The 18,500-nt window shown below is 58.6% G+C and carries 14 protein-coding genes; 7 read left to right on the top strand and 7 right to left on the bottom strand.

Translation table 11 applies throughout. From position 1 onward, the window contains the following. Positions 1-156: 156 nt before the first annotated feature. Complete coding sequence (locus IMCC20628_RS24120; protein ID WP_052766244.1) at positions 157-771, top strand: hypothetical protein; 615 nt, start codon at positions 157-159, stop codon at positions 769-771. An 85-nt stretch (positions 772-856) separates the two neighbouring features. Here the strand turns inward: IMCC20628_RS24120 and IMCC20628_RS01140 are convergent, their stop codons facing one another. The 5 genes from IMCC20628_RS01140 to IMCC20628_RS01120 form a co-directional block, all read right to left on the bottom strand. After that, the gene (locus tag IMCC20628_RS01140) at positions 857-2,083 is read right to left on the bottom strand and encodes an ABC transporter substrate-binding protein (protein WP_245307927.1); all 1,227 of its coding nucleotides are present in this window, start codon (positions 2,081-2,083) and stop codon (positions 857-859) included. A gap of 70 nt (positions 2,084-2,153) precedes the next feature. Next, a complete protein-coding gene (locus IMCC20628_RS01135; protein ID WP_047028672.1) occupies positions 2,154-2,558 on the bottom strand; it encodes a DUF4440 domain-containing protein in 405 nt (134 codons plus the stop codon). A gap of 4 nt (positions 2,559-2,562) precedes the next feature. Next, on the bottom strand, positions 2,563-3,612 hold the full coding sequence (locus IMCC20628_RS01130; RefSeq protein WP_047028671.1) for an aldo/keto reductase: 1,050 nt from the start codon (positions 3,610-3,612) through the stop codon (positions 2,563-2,565). Next, positions 3,599-3,955: a TIGR04076 family protein gene (locus IMCC20628_RS01125; RefSeq protein ID WP_047028670.1), complete on the bottom strand. Its 357-nt coding sequence runs from the start codon at positions 3,953-3,955 to the stop codon at positions 3,599-3,601. The genes IMCC20628_RS01130 and IMCC20628_RS01125 overlap by 14 nt, the downstream gene beginning before the upstream one ends. Then, positions 3,952-4,677 (bottom strand): GntR family transcriptional regulator, encoded by a 726-nt coding sequence (locus IMCC20628_RS01120; RefSeq protein ID WP_047028669.1) that lies wholly within the window; start codon positions 4,675-4,677, stop codon positions 3,952-3,954. Before IMCC20628_RS01120 ends, IMCC20628_RS01125 begins: the two co-directional genes overlap by 4 nt. 97 nt (positions 4,678-4,774) lie before the next feature. Between IMCC20628_RS01120 and IMCC20628_RS01115 the strand changes: the two genes are divergently transcribed. The 5 genes from IMCC20628_RS01115 to IMCC20628_RS01095 are packed head-to-tail and all read left to right on the top strand — an operon-like array spanning position 4,775 to position 9,636. Continuing rightward, complete coding sequence (locus tag IMCC20628_RS01115; protein WP_047028668.1) at positions 4,775-5,557, top strand: ABC transporter ATP-binding protein; 783 nt, start codon at positions 4,775-4,777, stop codon at positions 5,555-5,557. Beyond that, a complete protein-coding gene (locus tag IMCC20628_RS01110; protein WP_047028667.1) occupies positions 5,554-6,285 on the top strand; it encodes an ABC transporter ATP-binding protein in 732 nt (243 codons plus the stop codon). The genes IMCC20628_RS01115 and IMCC20628_RS01110 overlap by 4 nt, the downstream gene beginning before the upstream one ends. Beyond that, positions 6,282-7,196 carry a branched-chain amino acid ABC transporter permease gene (locus IMCC20628_RS01105; RefSeq protein ID WP_047028666.1) on the top strand — a complete coding sequence of 305 codons (915 nt, stop codon included), beginning with the start codon at positions 6,282-6,284 and terminating at the stop codon, positions 7,194-7,196. The genes IMCC20628_RS01110 and IMCC20628_RS01105 overlap by 4 nt, the downstream gene beginning before the upstream one ends. Further along, positions 7,197-8,156 carry a branched-chain amino acid ABC transporter permease gene (locus IMCC20628_RS01100; protein ID WP_047028665.1) on the top strand — a complete coding sequence of 320 codons (960 nt, stop codon included), beginning with the start codon at positions 7,197-7,199 and terminating at the stop codon, positions 8,154-8,156. Positions 8,157-8,160: 4 nt separating this feature from the next. After that, positions 8,161-9,636, top strand: coding sequence for an aldo/keto reductase (locus tag IMCC20628_RS01095; RefSeq protein ID WP_047028664.1), 1,476 nt, complete (start codon positions 8,161-8,163; stop codon positions 9,634-9,636). Positions 9,637-9,773: 137 nt separating this feature from the next. Here the strand turns inward: IMCC20628_RS01095 and IMCC20628_RS01090 are convergent, their stop codons facing one another. Next, positions 9,774-15,929: a hypothetical protein gene (locus IMCC20628_RS01090; RefSeq protein WP_156174374.1), complete on the bottom strand. Its 6,156-nt coding sequence runs from the start codon at positions 15,927-15,929 to the stop codon at positions 9,774-9,776. Positions 15,930-16,475: 546 nt separating this feature from the next. Here IMCC20628_RS01090 and IMCC20628_RS01085 point away from each other — a divergent pair. Then, complete coding sequence (locus tag IMCC20628_RS01085) at positions 16,476-17,126, top strand: hypothetical protein (RefSeq protein WP_047028662.1); 651 nt, start codon at positions 16,476-16,478, stop codon at positions 17,124-17,126. A gap of 69 nt (positions 17,127-17,195) precedes the next feature. Here IMCC20628_RS01085 and IMCC20628_RS01080 read toward each other — a convergent pair whose 3' ends face one another. Then, positions 17,196-18,500, bottom strand: a complete 1,305-nt coding sequence (locus IMCC20628_RS01080; protein WP_047028661.1) for an FAD-binding oxidoreductase — start codon at positions 18,498-18,500, stop codon at positions 17,196-17,198.

Raw genomic sequence — 18,500 nt, 5'->3', positions numbered from 1 at the left:
TTAATTCAACAAGCGACGTTGAAGGCTCAGTGGGGCCGAGGCGTGGTGCTGGCCTGTTGTATAAAAGGAGATTTCCAATGCATGGAATTATTTATCTCGTCGGCCTCGTGGTCGTAGTCATGTTCATCCTTTCGCTTCTCGGCCTGCGTTAAGGTCATGGAACCGACCGCAGTCAAAACTGCACCGATTTATTCGGAAAATTTGCCCAACGGCCAATCCTATCTTGAATGGGGTGCCGTTTGGGGTGGTGGCGTCGTCGCCATCGCCACAACCATCGTCTTGGGACAATTTGGTGGCTCTGCCGGTCTGGCGCTGGGCGAGCCGATGCTCGCCAATGGTGACCCGTCCTGGCAGGTTGTTGTTGCCAGCCTCTGGCTGTTCGTGACTGCCCTGGCAAGCTCGGCCGGCGGTGGCTACATCGCCGGTCGCATGCGCAGCCGCTGGAACGATGCCGCCAAGACCGAAGTCGAATTTCGTGACGGTGTCCACGGCCTCTCCGTATGGGCTGTGTCGACCATGGCTGTTGCGGCTTTCGCGGCCGTCGCTGCGGCCCTGTCCAGCCTCGGCTTGGAAACAAACACCGTTTCGGACATTCCCGAAAACGTTGTTGAGTACACCAGGACCATCAGTGTCGTGTACGGCTTTTCGTCCGGAGCAGCAGCAGCTCTCGGCGCCGGCGCAGCCTGGTGGTTTGCCAGCCTCGGCGGCAGCCATCGCGATGAATCGACAGATGTTCATCTGCTGACCCCAGGCTTCCTCAGACGCAAGTGAGTGAGTCCAACTGAGCAAACACGAAAGGGGCGCATTGATTGCGCCCCTTTTTTTGGTAGGTCAAACCTGGTTTGACTGCAAAGCCCTATTTCATCGAAGCCTTGACATCGGCCACGTCTGCGGCGGTCATCTGGCCGTTGGTGACGACCTCGCCGGCCTTGATCTGCCACAGACGGAACGGGCCGGAAATGTCGCCATACTTGTCAAACGATACATTGCCGATCACGCCTTGATAATTGATCGGCTTGCCTTCAGCGATAAGGGCCAGCGCCTTCTTGAATTCTTCCGGTCCGGCATAAATCACCTCACCTTCAGGATCGACCACCGAGCGGATGGCGTCACGGATGGCATCCGCTTCAGCCTTGCCAGCCTTGGCTACAGCCAGCCCGACAATTGCACCCGCATCATAGGACCGGTCAGCAGCAGGCGCCGAAGGCGCGATGCCGCCGGAAAAGGCTTCGTAATTGGCATAGAAATACTTGGTCGAGTCCGTCTCGGTGGTACCCGATGATGTGCCATAGGCACCCTCGAGATAATCCGCACCGACAGCTTCAATGAAGTCGGTGGAGTTCATGCCGTCATTGAGCAGAAACTTCTGCGGTCCACCCTGGCTGATCCAGGCCCGCGCCACGGTGGCGCCGTCGACAGGGTAGCTGACCAGATAAAGTGCTTCCGGTCCGCCTTCCATGGCTGCGGTCACTTCAGCGCTGTAATTGGGCTGGTTCTCATTGTAGGGCGTAGCTGAAGTGATTTCGCCACCCAAAGCTTCGTAGGACGCAGTGAATTCGCGCATCAGATTGAGGCCGAAATCATTGTTCACATGAATGATGGCGAGCTTGGTCAGCCCTGAATCGATGGCATATTTCGCCGCCGCAATGCCCTGCAGGGCATCCGAGGTGATCGTGCGGAAGAAATAGCCGCCGGTCTTGCCGTCACGGCTGAGCTGCGTCAGCGTCGGGCTGGAGGACGCGGGCGAAACCTGCACCACGCCGGCTGCGGCAGTGACCGAGGTCAGGATCGGAATCGACACCGAGGAGATGATGCCGCCAATTACCACTGGCACCTGCTTGATGTTGACCAGCTGCGTCGCTTGATCGACAGCGACATTGCCCTGGCTCTGACTGTCACGGGTGTCTGTTACCAGATCGCAGCCAAGAACGCCGCCTGCTTCATTGATGTCGCGAAAAGCCATTTCGACAGATTTCGCTCCGGCCTGGCCGTAGGCTCCCGCCGGACCGGTCAGTTCCATCACCATGCCGATGGTAACGTCGCAAGCCTGGGAGCTCAACGCCGACGCGCAAAGCATGGCCATTGCAAGGCCCGATTTCTTGATCATGTTCATTGTCGTTCTCCTTGTTATTGGGCCTCACTCGCCCGCTTTGTTATGTGGTAATCCAGGTCTCCTGAAGCTGCCGCCAGACCACCCCCTCAGGTGCTTCCGGGTCAGCACTGAACACAGCAGATGAGCGACGGGCGGTTTTCTGGCCATCAATCACCTGATGTTCGTCGTAGGTCACAAGCGCGATATCGTTACCGATCTGACGCGCCGCGACCAATTCCACTCTGATTTCAAAATCCGCCGGGCGTTTGCCGCGCGCCGCAGTGATCATTCCGACGATCTCGCCAGCACGGATCATCTTGCCATCCGGCTCGATCATCAGCATGTCGGGTGCAAAGGCGCGGGCCGAAACCTCCATGTCTTTTTCCCCGGCGCGTCCGGTGAACCATTCCACAAAGAAATCGTGTCGGTTGATGACTTCAGCCTGGGCGCGTTCGATCAGATCCATCGGCTCAATGCCCCTCTTTGTTGAGGTTGTATTTCATAACCGAGCCATGCCTGCCGCTCCGGTCCCGTTCCAGCGTGTAGACATCGCCAGGCACTGGACTGGCACGCGCCAGCACGGCATTGATTTCGGCAAAATCCTGCTGGCTGAGTTCGATCCCGGGAATGGCCAGATTGCGCGCGAGGTGATTGCGATTGCGGGCACCGACGATCACCGCCGCCACGCCCGGACGTTCGAGAACCGCCCGGCTGGCAATCGACGCGATATCACTGCCATGGCGAGCGGCAATTGTCGCAAGAGCCTCAAGCAGTTCCTGAAAAAGCGCCCAGCCACCGAACTCATCTACGATCAGCTTGTACTTGTTCAATGATCGATTTTCGAACGGGGCCTGCAGCTCAGGAGCGCCGAGCGAGCGTTCCGAAAACAGCCCGCCTCCGACAGATCCATAACACAGCAGGTTGATGCCATGCGCCTTGGCCGCCTTCACCATGGTGCGCGACGGCCGGTCATCGATAAGCGAATACTGAACCTGCATCGATACCAGTGGCACTCCGGCATCGACGATCCGCAACATTTGCTCAGTGTCGAAATTGGTGCCGCCGATGTTTGCAATCTTGCCTTCGCGGCGCAGGTCCGCCAGCCAGCTTGCCACCTCGACCTGCCGGTCGATTTCATAGTCCCACCAGTGAAACTGGACCAGATTGAGCTGCTCCATGCCAAGCCGCGTGAGCGAGGTCTCGATACCCTCCGCCACATCGGCCTTGCTGATGCTTGCCAGCTTGCCAAGATCGGGAACGAATTTCGTATGAACCTTGATCCGGCTCAGGGCTTCGGCTCCGCGAAGCTTCAGGTATTCTGCCCGAAAGAGGCCGATCAGGGCTTCGACGCCGGTGTAAATATCAGCACAGTCAAATGTGGTAATGCCGGCATCGGCAAAGGCGACCATGTCCTCGATCACCGATTGCCGATCAATCTCGCCATGCCCGCCGGCCAACTGCCAGCCGCCCTTGATGACACGGGATATCCGGTGTTCGGGCGCCAGATCAAACATCTGCATTGTTATCTCCCAGAGGAACGGCAGTGGTCTGCGAATGATTGAAGCGCCGCAAATTGGTGCGGGTGATCTTCAAGCGTGAAGGACAGTGCGGATCAGGACAGGCAATTTCCGCATCGGTGGACATCCAGTCATTCGGGTCCGTCTGCCGCTGCTTTGCCGCCAGCAAGGGCAGTACCGAGGCCAGCGAATAGATTGAAATGCCCTGCCCCGGCGGCAAATAGAGCATTTCACCGCGCAGTTCGAAATAGTCGCCGACATTCGCACCGCACCAGATCTTGGCCCCTTCCGGTGCAATCACCTCGACCCTCAGGTCCCACAACTCGAACCCTTCATTTCCGCTCATGACCCACCTCCGCTTTGCGTGTCCCAGAAGGCAGGATCAGCTCTTTCAAGAATGGCAAAGACTTGACTGATATCAGCCGTCAGCTCACTCGAAATCCGTGTTTTGTCGCCCGCTTCGATCGCCGCGAGAATACCGCGATGGTGCAGCGTTGCCGCCGTGTCGGTGAGTGGGCTGTGCAGTTTCGCGGCGGCACGAACATAGGGTCCGGCCTGCATCCAGAGGCTTTCGACTATCGGCATGAACACCGACGAACCGGCGGCCTCATAGAGCTGGAAATGGAAGGCATGGTTGAGCGTGGTGACATCCTCCGCTTCCCGGGTCCCCTCGTAGTCCTGTGTCAGTGATTCCAGTCGGGCAATATCGGCACGCGAAAGGTTGTCGATCGCACGCGCGGCCAATTCGCCTTCGATCAGCGCGCGTGCCTGGGCAATATCGCGGGCGCGCTCAAGCGTCAGCAGCGGCACCCGCACCCGCCGGTTCGGTGTCGCTTCAAGCGCGCGCTCCGACACCAACCGGGCCAGAGCTTCGCGCACCGGCATCGAACTGACTGACATCCGTTGCGCTACATCACCGACCAGAAAAATCTCGCCAGCGTCAAAGCGGCCTTGAATCAACGCAACACGAAGCTGTCGGTAAATCCGGTCCTGCACGGTTTCCCGGCCGACTGGCGACAACCGATCGAGCCCTGGCCCATCAAGCTTGGTGGTGGTTTGGATGTTCATTCTGCCAACGCCTGCTCCCCGGTTTCGAGCTTTACTTTAGGCATCAAACATGATCCTGTAAATGATAAATGATAGTTGATCAACTTTGGTTGAGTGAATGTCCGGAACCAGTCAGACCTCCATTCTCGAAGCGCATGGCATCACCAAATCCTTTGGTGGATTCTGTGTGGTCAACAACATCTCACTTGCCCTTTCCGGCACTGAAATCCTGGGAATCATCGGACCAAACGGCGCGGGGAAATCGACGCTTTTCAATCTGCTGGCAGGCGCGCTCCCGATTGACTCCGGCAGCATTCATCTTGATGGCAAGGATCTGACCCACGCCCGTGCGGAAACCCGCATCCACGCTGGCCTGGGGCGCACATTCCAGATTCCGAGACCATTTCCGCGTATGACGGTTCTGGAAAACGTCATGACCGCAGCGCAAAACCAGCGCGGCGAAAGCCTGTTCTCTGCTCTGGTGGCGCCGCGGCTTGTCGCCGCCCAGGAGCGAGCAAATGCCAAGCGGGCCCGCGACATTCTCGATTTTGTTTCGCTCTCGCACCTGGAAGATCAGACGGCCGCCGTGCTCTCCGGCGGACAGCGGAAACTGCTGGAACTTGCCCGTGTGCTGATGGCCGAACCAAGGGTCATCCTGCTCGATGAGCCTGCCGCCGGGGTCAATCCGGCGCTTCTCGATCTGATCATCGACAGGATCATCGCCATCAACAAACTTGGCATCGCGGTCCTGCTGATCGAGCACAATATGGAGATGATCGCCCGGCTCTGTCCGCGTGTCATTGTTATGGCGGCAGGCAAGGCACTGGCTGAGGGCGCACCCTCGGAAATTACCAAACGCGCCGATGTGATCGATGTCTATCTTGAAGGAATGCCGGCATGACTGCGCTTTCCGTTCAAGACCTGCGCGCCGGGTATGACCGTGACCTCCCCATTGTCAAAGGCGTCAGTTTTACCGTCCCCAGGGGCGAAGCGGTGTGCGTTCTCGGTCCCAACGGTGCCGGAAAATCGACGATGATCAAGGCGATTGCCGGTCAGGTCGCCTGTTTCGGCGGACAAGTCCGGCTCGGCAATTTGGATGTTACCGGCCTGCCCTCTCACGACCTTGTACGCAAGGGCATGGGGTTCGTGCCACAGACCGACAACATCTTCACCAGCCTCACCATCCTCGAAAACCTGCAGATTGCGGCACAATTGCTGCCCCGCCCGCATCGGGCCGGCAGGATCGAAGCGATGCTTGGCATGTTCCCCGACCTTGGCGAGCGTCCGCGCGAACTGGCCGGTGCGCTTTCCGGCGGGCAGCGGCAGATGCTTGCGGCGGCGCGTGCACTGCTGACTGAACCACAGGTTCTGATGCTGGATGAACCTTCAGCCGGATTGTCTCCCAAATTGGTCGGACAGGTATTCGACACCTTGCGCCGCATTTCCGAGGCAGGCGTGACATTGGTTCTGGTCGAGCAGAATGTCCGCGCAGCACTGTCGCTGACATCACGCGCCCTCGTGCTCGTTGACGGGCAACTGGCGCATGACGGACCGACAGCCGGGCTGCATGACAGCAGCCTGCTCGGAGAATTGTTTCTCGGCCACCGCGCAGCGGAGGCGAGCGCATGAACCCGCAAGCCATCATCGACGGGCTGATTTCCGGCTCAACCATTGGATTGGGCGCCATCGGCCTGACATTGACCTATTCCATCCTGCGCTTTGCCAATTTCACCCATGGCGACTTTCTTGCTTGGGGTGCCTATCTCACCCTCACCGTTGCCGGTGTATTGGGCGGATTGGCTGCCGGTCTCGGCGCGCCGCTATATCCCTTCAGCTTTGGCTGGGGCTTGCCGCTGGCCGTACTTGGAGGCGTCGTGCTGACCGTGGCACTGGCGCTCGGACTAGATCGCATCCTGTTTGGCCGTTTGCGCGCCCGTGGTGCCGATGCCATCATCATCGTCATGGCAAGCTTTGGTGCGTCCATGGCGCTCAGATCGCTGCTCGAATTCATTTTCACGGCGAAGCCGGCCTATTTCACCAAGGCATTGCAGATCGCCAAGCCACTCGGTCTGGGCATGCGCGCCACGCCGGACCAGCTTCTGGTCATCGGGCTGACCGGCGTTCTGGTGCTGGTCTTGCACTTGCTGGTTACCCGCTCAGCCATCGGTCGGGCCATGCGTGCCGTGTCGGAGAACCCGAGCCTTGCCGGTGTCTTCGGGGTTGATGTCGACAAGGTGGTGCGTGTCACCTGGATCATCGGCGCCAGCATGGCCTGCCTTGCCGGCGTGATGGCCGGACTTTTGGTGCAGATCCGGCCCTATATGGGATTTGACTTGCTGCTGCCGCTGTTCGCCGCAGCCATTCTCGGCGGCATCGGCTCCATTCCCGGCGCCATGCTGGGGGGCCTGATCATCGGACTGACCGAGGCTTTCGCGGTGCAAATTGTCGGCGCCGAATGGCGGGCCGCCATCTCCTTTGTCATTCTTGTACTTGTGTTGATGCTGCGCCCGCAGGGCCTCTTCGGCCGAAAGGCGGCTTGAATGGAAATACTCGCCTATACCGCATTCTTTCTCACCGTGGCACTGACCTATGCGATCATGTGCCTGGGATTGAATGTGCAATGGGGACAAACCGGCCTGTTCAATGTCGGCATTGCCGGCTTCGTCGGATTGGGCGCATACGTGTCTGCGGCTCTGACCACGCCGGATGCAGTCGAGCGCATCGGCGGCTTTGACCTGCCGATCCTTGTCGGCTGGCTGGCGGCGATGGCAGCAGGTGGGCTGCTTGCGCTGGCTGTGGGCTTGCTGACACTTCGAATGCGATCCGACTACCTGGCAATCACCACCTTCGGTATCGCCGTGGCGCTGCAACTGGTCTTTCAGAACGCTGAAAGCCTGACCGGCGGCGCCTTCGGAATGGCGTTTATTCCGCGCCCATTTGCTGAGTTGCAGGGACAGGCCTTCGCCTTCAACTTCATCAATCTGGCGCTGACCGCGGCCGTCGTACTGGCATGCTACCTGTTGCTCGAACATCTGCTGCGCAGCCCCTGGGGCAGAGCGTTGCGGGCGGTGCGCGAGGATGAAGTTGCGGCGCAAGCCTTGGGCAAGAACCCTGTTCTGTTGCGGATCCAGGCCTTTGCGCTTGGCGGCGCCATCATGGCGCTGGCCGGTGCGGTGCAAGCCCATTTCATCGGATTCATTGCCCCGGGAAATTACCTTCCGATGATGACCTTCCAGGTCTGGGCCATGCTGATTGTCGGTGGCTCCGGTAACAATCGAGGCGCCATTCTCGGTGCTGTTCTGGTCTGGGCGATCTGGGCCCTGTCAGGCGCGCTGATTTCGGAAATCTTCCCCGCCGATCAGCAAGCCCGAGCCGCGTCGCTGCAGATCGTGGCCATTGGCGTCATGCTGTGCGTCATTCTTCTCTGGCGGCCGCAGGGTATTTTGCCCGAGGTGCGCTCGGTGTCGCGCCACCTCGGCCGCCGCAACAAGGACCAGTAAATCCATGAAACCTGACCGCAAAGACCTCGCTCCCGGACTCTCCATCAGTCGCATTCTGACCGGCCTCTGGCAGGTCGCCGATCAGGAAAGAGATGGCGTCACACTTGATCCTTTGGCGGGCGCCCGTGCGCTGACAGCCTATGCGGAAGAAGGCTTCGACACATTTGACATGGCCGATCATTACGGCAGCGCCGAGTTGATCACCGGCGAAATGTTGCGCGGCTGGAAGGACACACCCCGCCCCAAGGCCTTCACCAAATGGTGCCCCGAACCCGGTCCAATGACCGCCGAGGTAGTGCGCGCCGGCGTCCAGCAGCGGCTCGATCGCCTCGGCGTCGACCGTGTCGATCTGCTGCAGTTTCACTGGTGGACCTTCGAGCACCCCGCCTGGCTCGATGCTCTGCATGAATTGGCGCGGCTCAAACAAGACGGCCTGATCGGAGAGATCGGCGTCACCAATTTTGATGCCGCCCACCTCAATCTTGCCCTGGCCGATGGCATACCGCTGGTCTCCAACCAGGTTTCCTTCTCGCTGATTGATCACCGCGCCGCCGGTCACCTCGCGGAAACCTGCAAAAAGCACAATGTGCAGTTGCTGGCCTATGGCACCCTGTGCGGCGGCTTTCTCTCCGAGCGTTGGCTCGACAAGCCCGAACCGGATTCGGTCGCCGACTGGAGCGGTTCGAAATATCTTCGGTTCATCCATGCCGCCGGCGGCTGGGATGCCTACCAAGGCATCCTCAAGGCAGCCAGCCATATCGCCACGAAACACAAGGTCTCGATTTCCAACGTCGCCACCCGCTGGGTTCTCGAACATGCCCATGTCGCCGGCGCCATCGTTGGGGCGCGGTTGGGCGAAAACCAGCATCGCGCCGACAATCTGCGCCTGTTCCAGTTCGAACTCGACAGGGACGACCACGCATTGCTGAACCAGGCTTTCGACGCAACCCGCCCGATCCCCGGTGATTGCGGCGATGAATACCGCCAGCCGCCTTTTCTCACCGCCTCGGGCGATCTGAGCCATCACCTGGCGAAAATGCCCAGCGCCATGGAGGCAGTCACGGATCCCGAAAATCCGGATCGGGCGCGGGTGTTTTCGGGATCGCTCTGGGAGCCGATCGCCGGCTACTGCCGGGCCTTGCGCGATGGTGACCGCATCGTTGTCTCAGGCACCACCGCGACCCACGGTGTCGATCGCACCGTTGCGCTCGACGACGCTGGTGCTCAAACCACCTATATTCTCGACAAGATCGCCGCTTCGGTGCGGGCACTTGGCGGAGACCCGAAGGATGTGCTGCGCACCCGTATGTATTTGCGTGGAGACGAAGACGTCGAGCCTGCCGCGCGCGCCCACGGGCTGCGCTTCACCACCAATCCACCTGCCAACACCACGTTCCTGGTCGGCAACCTGATCGGCGATTTCCGGGTTGAGATTGAGGCCGAGGCTGTTGTGAGCATCCCTCGCAAAACGCCTTCCTGATCAGCAGGCAAGCCTGCTTCAAGAAGCCCCTCGCTGCCAACCGCCGAAAGGCGATCTGTCCACAGCTCAGTTCTTATGAATCATCCGCCACGTCGCTGTGGCGGATGAAGCGAAATTGCGAACGGCCAGTGGTCAGACTACTGAACCCAACCCGCTTCCTGGGCGCATTGGAAATACTCGTTTGAATCGGTGTCTGAACTCACCGAAAGACATTGGGCAAGCGCCTGATAGCAGGGATCTTCCGAACCGGGAAAGGTGCTGGAACAATAACCATAAATCTCGTTGAGCGCCGCGTCCTGATCATCAGCCGCACCGGAGGACTTGTCGGCAGCTCCGCTATCGGAATCCGGAGCGGCAGGCGCCACAGGCGCGTTGCCCACAACCTTCAACGCCGCATCCTGGCAATCATAATAGCCCTTGTCGTCTTGCGGGCTATTGGGAAAGGCAGCCGAACATTTCTGCTCTTCAGCCGGTGGAACCGCACTGTAGTCGTTGGCCCCGCGCGGATCTGGCGCAGCAGGCGTTCCAGCTGAAGGATCTGGAGCTACCGGTGCAACCGGCGCGTTGCCAACAGCCTTCAGCGCTGCATCCTGGCAATCGTAATAACCCTTGTCGTCTTGCGGGCTATTGGGAAAGGCAGCCGAACATTTCTGCTCTTCAGCCGGTGGAACCGCACTGTAGTCGTTGGCCCCGCGCGGATCTGGCGCAGCAGGCGTTCCAGCTGAAGGATCTGGAGCTACCGGTGCAACCGGCGCGTTGCCAACAGCCTTCAGCGCTGCATCCTGGCAATCGTAATAACCCTTGTCGTCTTGCGGGCTATTGGGAAAGGCAGCCGAACATTTCTGCTCTTCAGCCGGTGGAACCGCACTGTAGTCGTTGGCCCCGCGAGGGTCCGGCGCGGCGGGCGTTCCAGCTGAAGGATCTGGAGCTACCGGTGCAACCGGCGCGTTGCCAACAGCCTTCAGCGCTGCATCCTGGCAATCGTAATAGCCTTTGTCGTCCTGCGGGCTGTTCGGAAAGGCACTCGAACATTTCTGCTCTTCAGCCGGCGGAACCGCACTGTAGTCGTTGGACCCGCGAGGATCCGGCGCGGCAGGCGTTCCAGCTGAAGGGTCTGGAGCTACCGGTGCAACCGGCGCGTTGCCAACAGCCTTCAGCGCTGCATCCTGGCAATCGTAATAACCCTTGTCGTCCTGAGGGCTGTTCGGAAACGCACTCGAACATTTCTGCTCTTCGGCCGGCGGAACCGCACTGTAGTCGTTGGACCCGCGAGGATCCGGCGCGGCGGGCGTTCCAGCTGAAGGGTCCGGAGCTACCGGTGTAACCGGCGCGGTGCCAACGGCTTTCAAGGCCGCATCCTGGCAATTGTAATAACCCTTGTCGTCCTGCGGGCTGTTCGGAAACGCACTCGAACATTTCTGCTCTTCGGCCGGCGGAACCGCACTGTAGTCGTTGGCCCCGCGAGGGTCCGGCGCGGCGGGCGTTCCGGCTGAAGGGTCCGGAGCTACCGGTGCAACCGGCGCGGTGCCAACGGCTTTCAAGGCCGCATCCTGGCAATCGTAATAACCCTTGTCGTCCTGCGGGCTGTTCGGAAACGCACTCGAACATTTCTGCTCTTCGGCCGGCGGAACCGCACTGTAGTCGTTGGCCCCGCGCGGATCTGGCGCACCAGGCGTACCCGGTGCAACTGGCGTTGCTGGAGTACCGGTTCCGACAGCTGTCAGCGCCGTATCCATGCAGTCATAGTAGCCCTTGTCGTCCTTCGGACTGTCCGGAAAACTGGTCTGGCAAGACTGCTGTGGAGCAGTCGGAACCAGCGAGTAGTCCTTCGAACTGCGTGAGTCTGGCGCGGCAGGCGTACCCGGTGCAACAGGCGTTGCTGGAGTGCCGCTTCCGACAGCTGTCAGAGCAGCATCCATGCAGTCATAGTAGCCCTTGTCGTCCTTCGGACTGTCAGGAAAGTTCGTCTGGCAAGACTGCTGCGGAGCAGTCGGAACCAGCGAGTAGTCCTTCGAACCGCGCGGATCTGGCGCGGCAGGCGTACCCGGTGCAACAGGAGTGCCGCTTCCGACAGCGGTCAGAGCAGCATCCATGCAGTCATAGTAGCCCTTGTCGTCCTTCGGACTGTCAGGGAAGTTCGTCTGGCAGGACTGCTGTGGAGCAGTCGGAACCAGCGAGTAGTCCTTCGAACCGCGCGGATCTGGCGCGGCAGGCGTACCCGGTGCAACAGGCGTTGCTGGAGTACCGGTTCCGACAGCTGTCAGCGCAGCATCCATGCAGTCATAGTAGCCCTTGTCGTCCTTCGGGCTGTCCGGGAAGCTGGTTTGGCAGGACTGCTGTGGAGCAGTCGGAACCAGGGTGTAGTCCTTCGAACTGCGCGGATCTGGTGCGGCAGGTGTACCCGGTGCAACCGGAGTGCCCGGAGCAGCAGGCGTTGCTGGAGTACCGGTTCCGACAGCGGTCAGAGCAGCATCCATGCAGTCATAGTAATCCTTGTCATCCTTCGGGCTGTCTGGAAAACTGGTCTGGCAAGACTGCTGCGGAGCAGACGGAACCAGGGTGTAGTCCTTCGAACTGCGTGGATCAGGAGCTACAGGCGTACCCGGTGCAACTGGCGTTGCTGGGGTGCCGGTTCCGACTGCTGTCAGCGCCGCATCCATGCAGTCATAGTAGCCCTTGTCATCCTTCGGGCTGTCCGGAAAGCTGGTCTGGCAAGACTGCTGCGGCGCAGTCGGAACCAGGGTGTAGTCCTTCGAACTGCGCGGATCAGGAGCTACAGGCGTACCCGGTGCAACTGGCGTTGCTGGGGTGCCGGTTCCGACTGCTGTCAGCGCCGCATCCATGCAGTCATAGTAGCCCTTGTCATCCTTCGGGCTGTCCGGGAACTTGGTTTGGCAGGACTGCTGCGGAGCAGACGGAACCAGAGTGTAGTCCTTCGAACTGCGTGGATCTGAAGCGGTAGGCGCAGTCGGTGCAACAGGAGGCATGCTCAAGATAACCGCCAGCGCTGCATCCTTGCAGTCATAATAGCCTTTGTCGTCCTTCGGGCTGTCGGGAAACGCGACTGCACATTTCTGGTCTTCGGCTGTGGGGACCGCACTATAGTCCTTGTTCAAGCGAGGATCCGGCGTGACAGGGGCGGTGTGTCCTACCGCTGCCAAGGCTGCATCCTGGCAGTCATAATAGCCCTTGTCGTCCTTCGGACTGACCGGATAAGCATTTGAACATTTCTGTTCTTCAACTGCGGGAACCGCACTGTAGTCCTTTGAACTGCGCGGATCAGGCACCGCCGGGGCGGTAGGAACAGGTGCCACTGGTGCACCGCCGACAGACAGGAGGCCCTGGTCGGCACAGTCCCAGAAGGCTTTCTCGTTGTTGAACTTCGGCGATTTGGGGTCATTGTTCGCGGATTCGCATTTCGACCACTCACGAGTCGGAACACTGCTGTAATCCTTGACCGATCTTATCCTGTCCTGAGGCTTGAGCGTCCAGTCCGGGGCTGCCGGGGTATTGCCATTGCCAGCAGTTTTCGCTGCCGCAAGGAAGACGTCCATACAGTCGAAATAGCCCTTATCGTCCTTGGGGCTGCCAGGGTATTTGGTCCCACATATCTGCTGCTCAGCGGAAGGAACGAGGCGGTAATCCTTGTTGGTGCGCTTATCGGGTAGGGCAGCGGGATTTTTTCCGCTGTTGCCGCCGGTGCCGGCTGTCAGCTTGAGGCCTTCATCGGCACAGTCCCAAAACGCTCTCTCATTGTTGAAATCCTTTGACTTCGGATTGCTGTTCGCAGCTTCGCAGATCCTCCAATAGGTATTCGGAAGACTGCTGTAGTCCTTGGATCGCCGCGCATCCTGCGGGTCAAGTGCCCAATCAGGCGCTGCTGAACCCGGGCCCTTATTCTTGCCGCCACGGGGATTTTTGGGTGGTGCCACGCACATTGGCATCATGATTCCGGCCTGTTTGACATAGGTATTCTGGCGACTTCTGAAGCCCAAAACCTCGCCGTCTTTAACATTGAGCCGGAATGCCTTGAGACCACCTACGCGCGGAATCAAACGGGAATTGACCCAGTCCGGGTTCAGACTGATGGTCGGACCACAGAACTCGGTCCATGTCAGAGACCGGGTCTTTTCATTGTACTGGATGTTGCCGGATTCGACGTTTGCGCCCGAATAGGTTCCAACCACAAGCTTGCTGTTGGATGCGCCCGCCGCGTAGGACGGCTTGTATTTGTTTTCTTCCTCGTCGACCGTCACAACCAGTTCGTAAGAGGTCTGGCCGCCGGTGGAGCCAATTGCAATCAGATAGTTGCCGTTCTCCGGCAATTCACCGTCGAAATAGGTGGCATAGTCACCATCGTTCGCGCCGGGCAAGGTCCGGCCGCCTTCGACCGCCTTGTTGACGTAGATATTGAAGATCGCGTTCTTGCTCTGCGACCAGGACTCAACCCGGAGCCTCTGGCCTCTTTTTCCGCGAAGCGTGTAGATCGCCAATTGGCCATCATTCAGGTCACGGAAGAACGAAACCGGACCATCGCCAGGCCTGACTTGAATGTTTTCGCTGAACAGATTCTGGCCGTTGGAAGAATTGTTCTTATTGTTGTTGCTGTCGATTATCTGGCCAAACAGGTTCAGAATGCCAACAACCACGTCAGCGCCATTCGACTGACCATTCTTGATGCCCGATCCCTGATTTCCACTGACCTGTGGATTGAATCTCGGTTTTGTTGGTCTGTCGGAGGGGCAGGCACCACGGGTGCCGGCAATCGGCTTGGTCTTCGAGCAAATCAGCTTGCCCCACTGATACCCCTTGCGCCCATTTGCGAACTCAATGGAAAACCAGGGATAGTTGGCAAGCATCACACCAGTGCGCGCCAGCAATTTGACCGGCTGCATATTGCTTGTCTTGGCAACAATAGCGCTGTTGATCGTCGGTTTGCTGCGGACATTTCCCTGGAACGATCGTGCAGACAAAGGAAAGCCTTTGCTCGATCCCGGCCGCTGTGGCCTGTTGGGACGCTGAATGACCTGAGGCGGACGGCCCGTATTTGTCGAGGATGGACGACCTGGGCGACTGATATTGCCGGGCTTGCCATTGTTCGTCGACGATGGACGCTGCGGCCTGGATGAGGGCCTTGTCGGCCCTGCTGCAACAGAGAGCCCGTGCGGGAGGTAATCGGCAAAGACAAACACCGCACCTTTCTCACCGATGTACTGACCAACGGAAACCACCAGTTCGTCTTTGACGAATGCGATCGCCTTGGGTTCATAGTCACCGGAATTGGCATGAATGGTTCGGAGCAGGGACAGGTCGCGGGGCGACAGGACCCAGATTGTGCCTTCATCGCCGACAGCGACAACCTTGGTGTCATCGGCTGCGATTTCGGCAACCCGCTCAGCCGGGGAAAACCGCCTGACCTCCTTGCGGGTCTGCGCGTCAATCATCACGATGCTTCCGTCAGCATTTGAATTTGCTGTGCTGCCACCAGCGAAAACAGATTTGCTGTTGGATGCCATAGCCCAGACTTCGATGCCCGGCAGTTTGACTTTGGATACTTTCATGTCGGATGTGCGGACGACAGAAACCGTTGATCCCCGTGCATGGCCCACCCAGATTTCGGAGCCGAACGCCGTGATGGCTTGTCCCCATTCGCCCAGATTGCTCGACGCCTTCTGCTTTCCGGTGCGCGCGTCGATACGCGTCAAACGGCTTTCGTTGGAACTGCAATTCGGTTCGCCCAGAACAAAAAGATCCTCTCCGGAAGCCAGCATGGCGGTGGGACAATCCTTGAGGTTGGCAAGGCGGGTCTTTTTGCTGCGCTCGTCATGCTTGAGGATCACCTTGTCGGTGGCGACCAGCGTAAATACATCCTTGCCAATCGAGGTAATCGCAATCGGAAGGCGGCCTACCTTCAACCGCTCGAGAAGCTTGCCAGTGCGGTAATCGACGCGCGCAATGGTTCTCTGACCGCTTTCTGACACCCAGAGGTTCGAGCCGTCATGCACGATGCCTTCAACCCATTTTCCGAGCTGGATGATCCTGGGTGCGAGCGTGACGTCATCGGCACCGCCAGCCGCGCCGGGGCGTTTCGGCCCCCGGGTGTTCTGGTTTCGCCCTGCAGTTGGCGTACCGCCACAATCGGCGTTGCCGGAAGCTTCACCGGCGCGAAAGCCGCATTCAAGGATCATTCCGCGGATATCGTCGGCGTCCGGTTCACGTGCCGAATTGGGGAGCCGCGAGGCGGCTGTCTTGCAATCGTCTTCCCCACGCTTGAGCCGGCTGTCCATGCTCATGCTTGCCGGCAACGTACCCGCCACAAGTTCCAGACAGACAATATATCTGAGCACGGAATCGTTTCGGGAATTGGTGACATACTGGGCATCTTTGGTGCCGTAAGCCTGGGCAAATGCGCTGAGAGGAAACGATGAAAGACACAGCGTCAGGACAATCCAAGACATCAATGCACGAAAAGAAAACATACCCGGCCATCCCCCAATAAATTCAAAATACGACTGTTTTATCTATATTTATCGCAATTCAATCCCTTCAAGACTAAGGTGAAATGCATTCCTGTAAAGCATTATTTGGCCGATTCATGAATTAGCAACCATACAGGTACGGACCTTCGTAAAAATTACCGATGGTTGCGATTGCATTTTGCTACCAAATGTATTTGGCAATATCACTCAATCGAACGATTATATTGAAAAGAAGCCGGCCTCCCCTTCATTTTAATCTGTTCATCGACGATTCAGAGTGTAGGTTTCAAATTGAACGACAGATGAAAAGATACAAAACGGTCGATAAAATCGAGATTTGACCGGATGAAAGGACTGACCATGTCAAACCGCCTCTGGCCTGTGTGGACGATTTTATTGCTGCTCGGATTTGCCGGACAGTCTCAGGCCAGCAATTGCTCGGTTGATGACTACGATCACAACGGTTCGATCATGCAAGTGGAAATGTGCGGCGATGACTTGTACATTTCCTACTCCAGGCCAAAAGCTTCATTGCGAAAAATAGGCATTCGCGTTGGAACCACATTGTTCGAAGGTACTATTTCCAGGATTGGTGCGGTGTCTGGCACGGCACGCCGTTTCAGCGCCCAATGCGGCGCAATTGATTACAGTGTCGAAGGCGCCATCCGCCCCAATTCGATTCTGCTCGAAGGTCAGGCCCCGGTTCGTAACAGGCGATGCGAGGTTACAAGGTACCGCTATGACGAACTGCTGTTCAGCCTCGACAGCTACACCGACAAAGCTGCCAACGAAGAATGGTACGCGGTAGCCGGCGCTTTCAGCAGCCGCAAGAACGCCAATAATCGGGCTCGGAATCTGTCGCGCCAATGGCAGGTGATGAACTCGAGGAACTGTCCGAATTTTACGCCCGGCTATTGGGTCGTTGTGGCTGGTCCGATGCCGGAGCGCGATGCGCGCAGGGCAACGGCCGAAGGGCGTCAATACGATGCCTATGCGAAGAGTTGCTATTGAAAGAACCACTGCTATCTGCGGCAACCGGCGCTTGGAACCGCGCGTTTCGCCCGCGCAAGAGGGACTGATTTACAGCCCAAGCCGATCCCGCAGTCTGTACATTGCTACGGACGGGCCGAGAAACCACGGATTTCCGGTGTAGAACGGCCGGGTCTGAAACGGGATCGTGCTGAAGGCGCCGAGGTCTTTGTCAATGCCCGCCGCAGCCAACCCGATCCTTGATCCGAGATAACCCGCCATGCCGACGCCGGAGCCGCAATAGCCCATGGCATAGAAAAGATTGTTGTCCTCGCCGCAATGCATCAGCGTGTCGAAGGTAAACGCCACGATGCCGGCCCAGGAGTGGCTGATGCGGGTTTGCGCCAGTTCCGGAAACAACCTGACCAGTTCGGCAAGCAGCTTCGGGCCGCTCTTGCGCGGATCGGTTTCCTGCAGAGACACACGGCCGCCAAACAATATCCGTTTCCGGTCCGGCGATGGCCGGTAATAGTAGACGAGCTTTCTGGTGTCGGAGAGAACGCGATTGGTCGGAAACAGCCTGTCCATCACCGCCGCAGGAATTTCCTCGGTGGCAATGACATAGGATCCGATCGGGATTACCCGGCGTTGCTGCCAGGGCGTTAGCGACCCGGTGTAGCCATTTGTCGCGATGATCACCTTGTTGGCGCGAATGCGACCCTTGCTCGTTGCAACATCGAACCCTTGCGAGGTGCGTTCGAGAGTCTCCACACGGCACTGACTGATGATGTTTGCGCCCGCGGAGCGAGCAACTCCCAAAAGCCCTGAATGGTATTTGCCGGGATCGATGCTGGCATGTCGCGGAAAAACAATTCCACCGTGATATGCATCCGTACCTAGTTCGCTGTGTTGATTACCACGCGAAACCATGAATGCGCCTGTTTCAAAGCCGGGATGGCGGATTTCGTAGTCGCGCGCCAGCTTGTTGTATTGTCCGGCTGTGTGCGCGCCATGAAACCTGCCAACGACCCCGAAATCGCATTCGATTTTTTCCTGACCGACGAAACGCGCGACGTGATCGAGCGAAGCCTGGCCTTCCTTCAGAATGCTGATCGCACGCTCTTCCCCATAGCGCCGCGTGAGCGTGGAAAAGGAAGGCTTTACACTGGTGGAAATCTGTCCGCCATTGCGGGTGCTGCATCCGAAGCCAGCTGGCTCGGCATCGACCACGACCGTATCCAGCCCTGCGCGCGCGGTCTGCACCGCTGCATGCAGGCCGGTATAACCTGATCCGATGATCACCACATCGGCGTTGACAGGCAATTTTGCCGTTTCATCGGCCTGGCGTGGGCTTGCATCCCACCAGTAAGGCGCGGGCTTGAAGTCTAAGCTAAAACAATCGCTTGAATTTGCCAT

The sequence above is a fragment of the Hoeflea sp. IMCC20628 genome (assembly GCF_001011155.1).
Lineage (GTDB): Bacteria > Pseudomonadota > Alphaproteobacteria > Rhizobiales > Rhizobiaceae > Hoeflea.
Note: the sequence above shows the minus strand (reverse complement) of the source record. Positions and strands in the feature narration are given on the sequence as shown.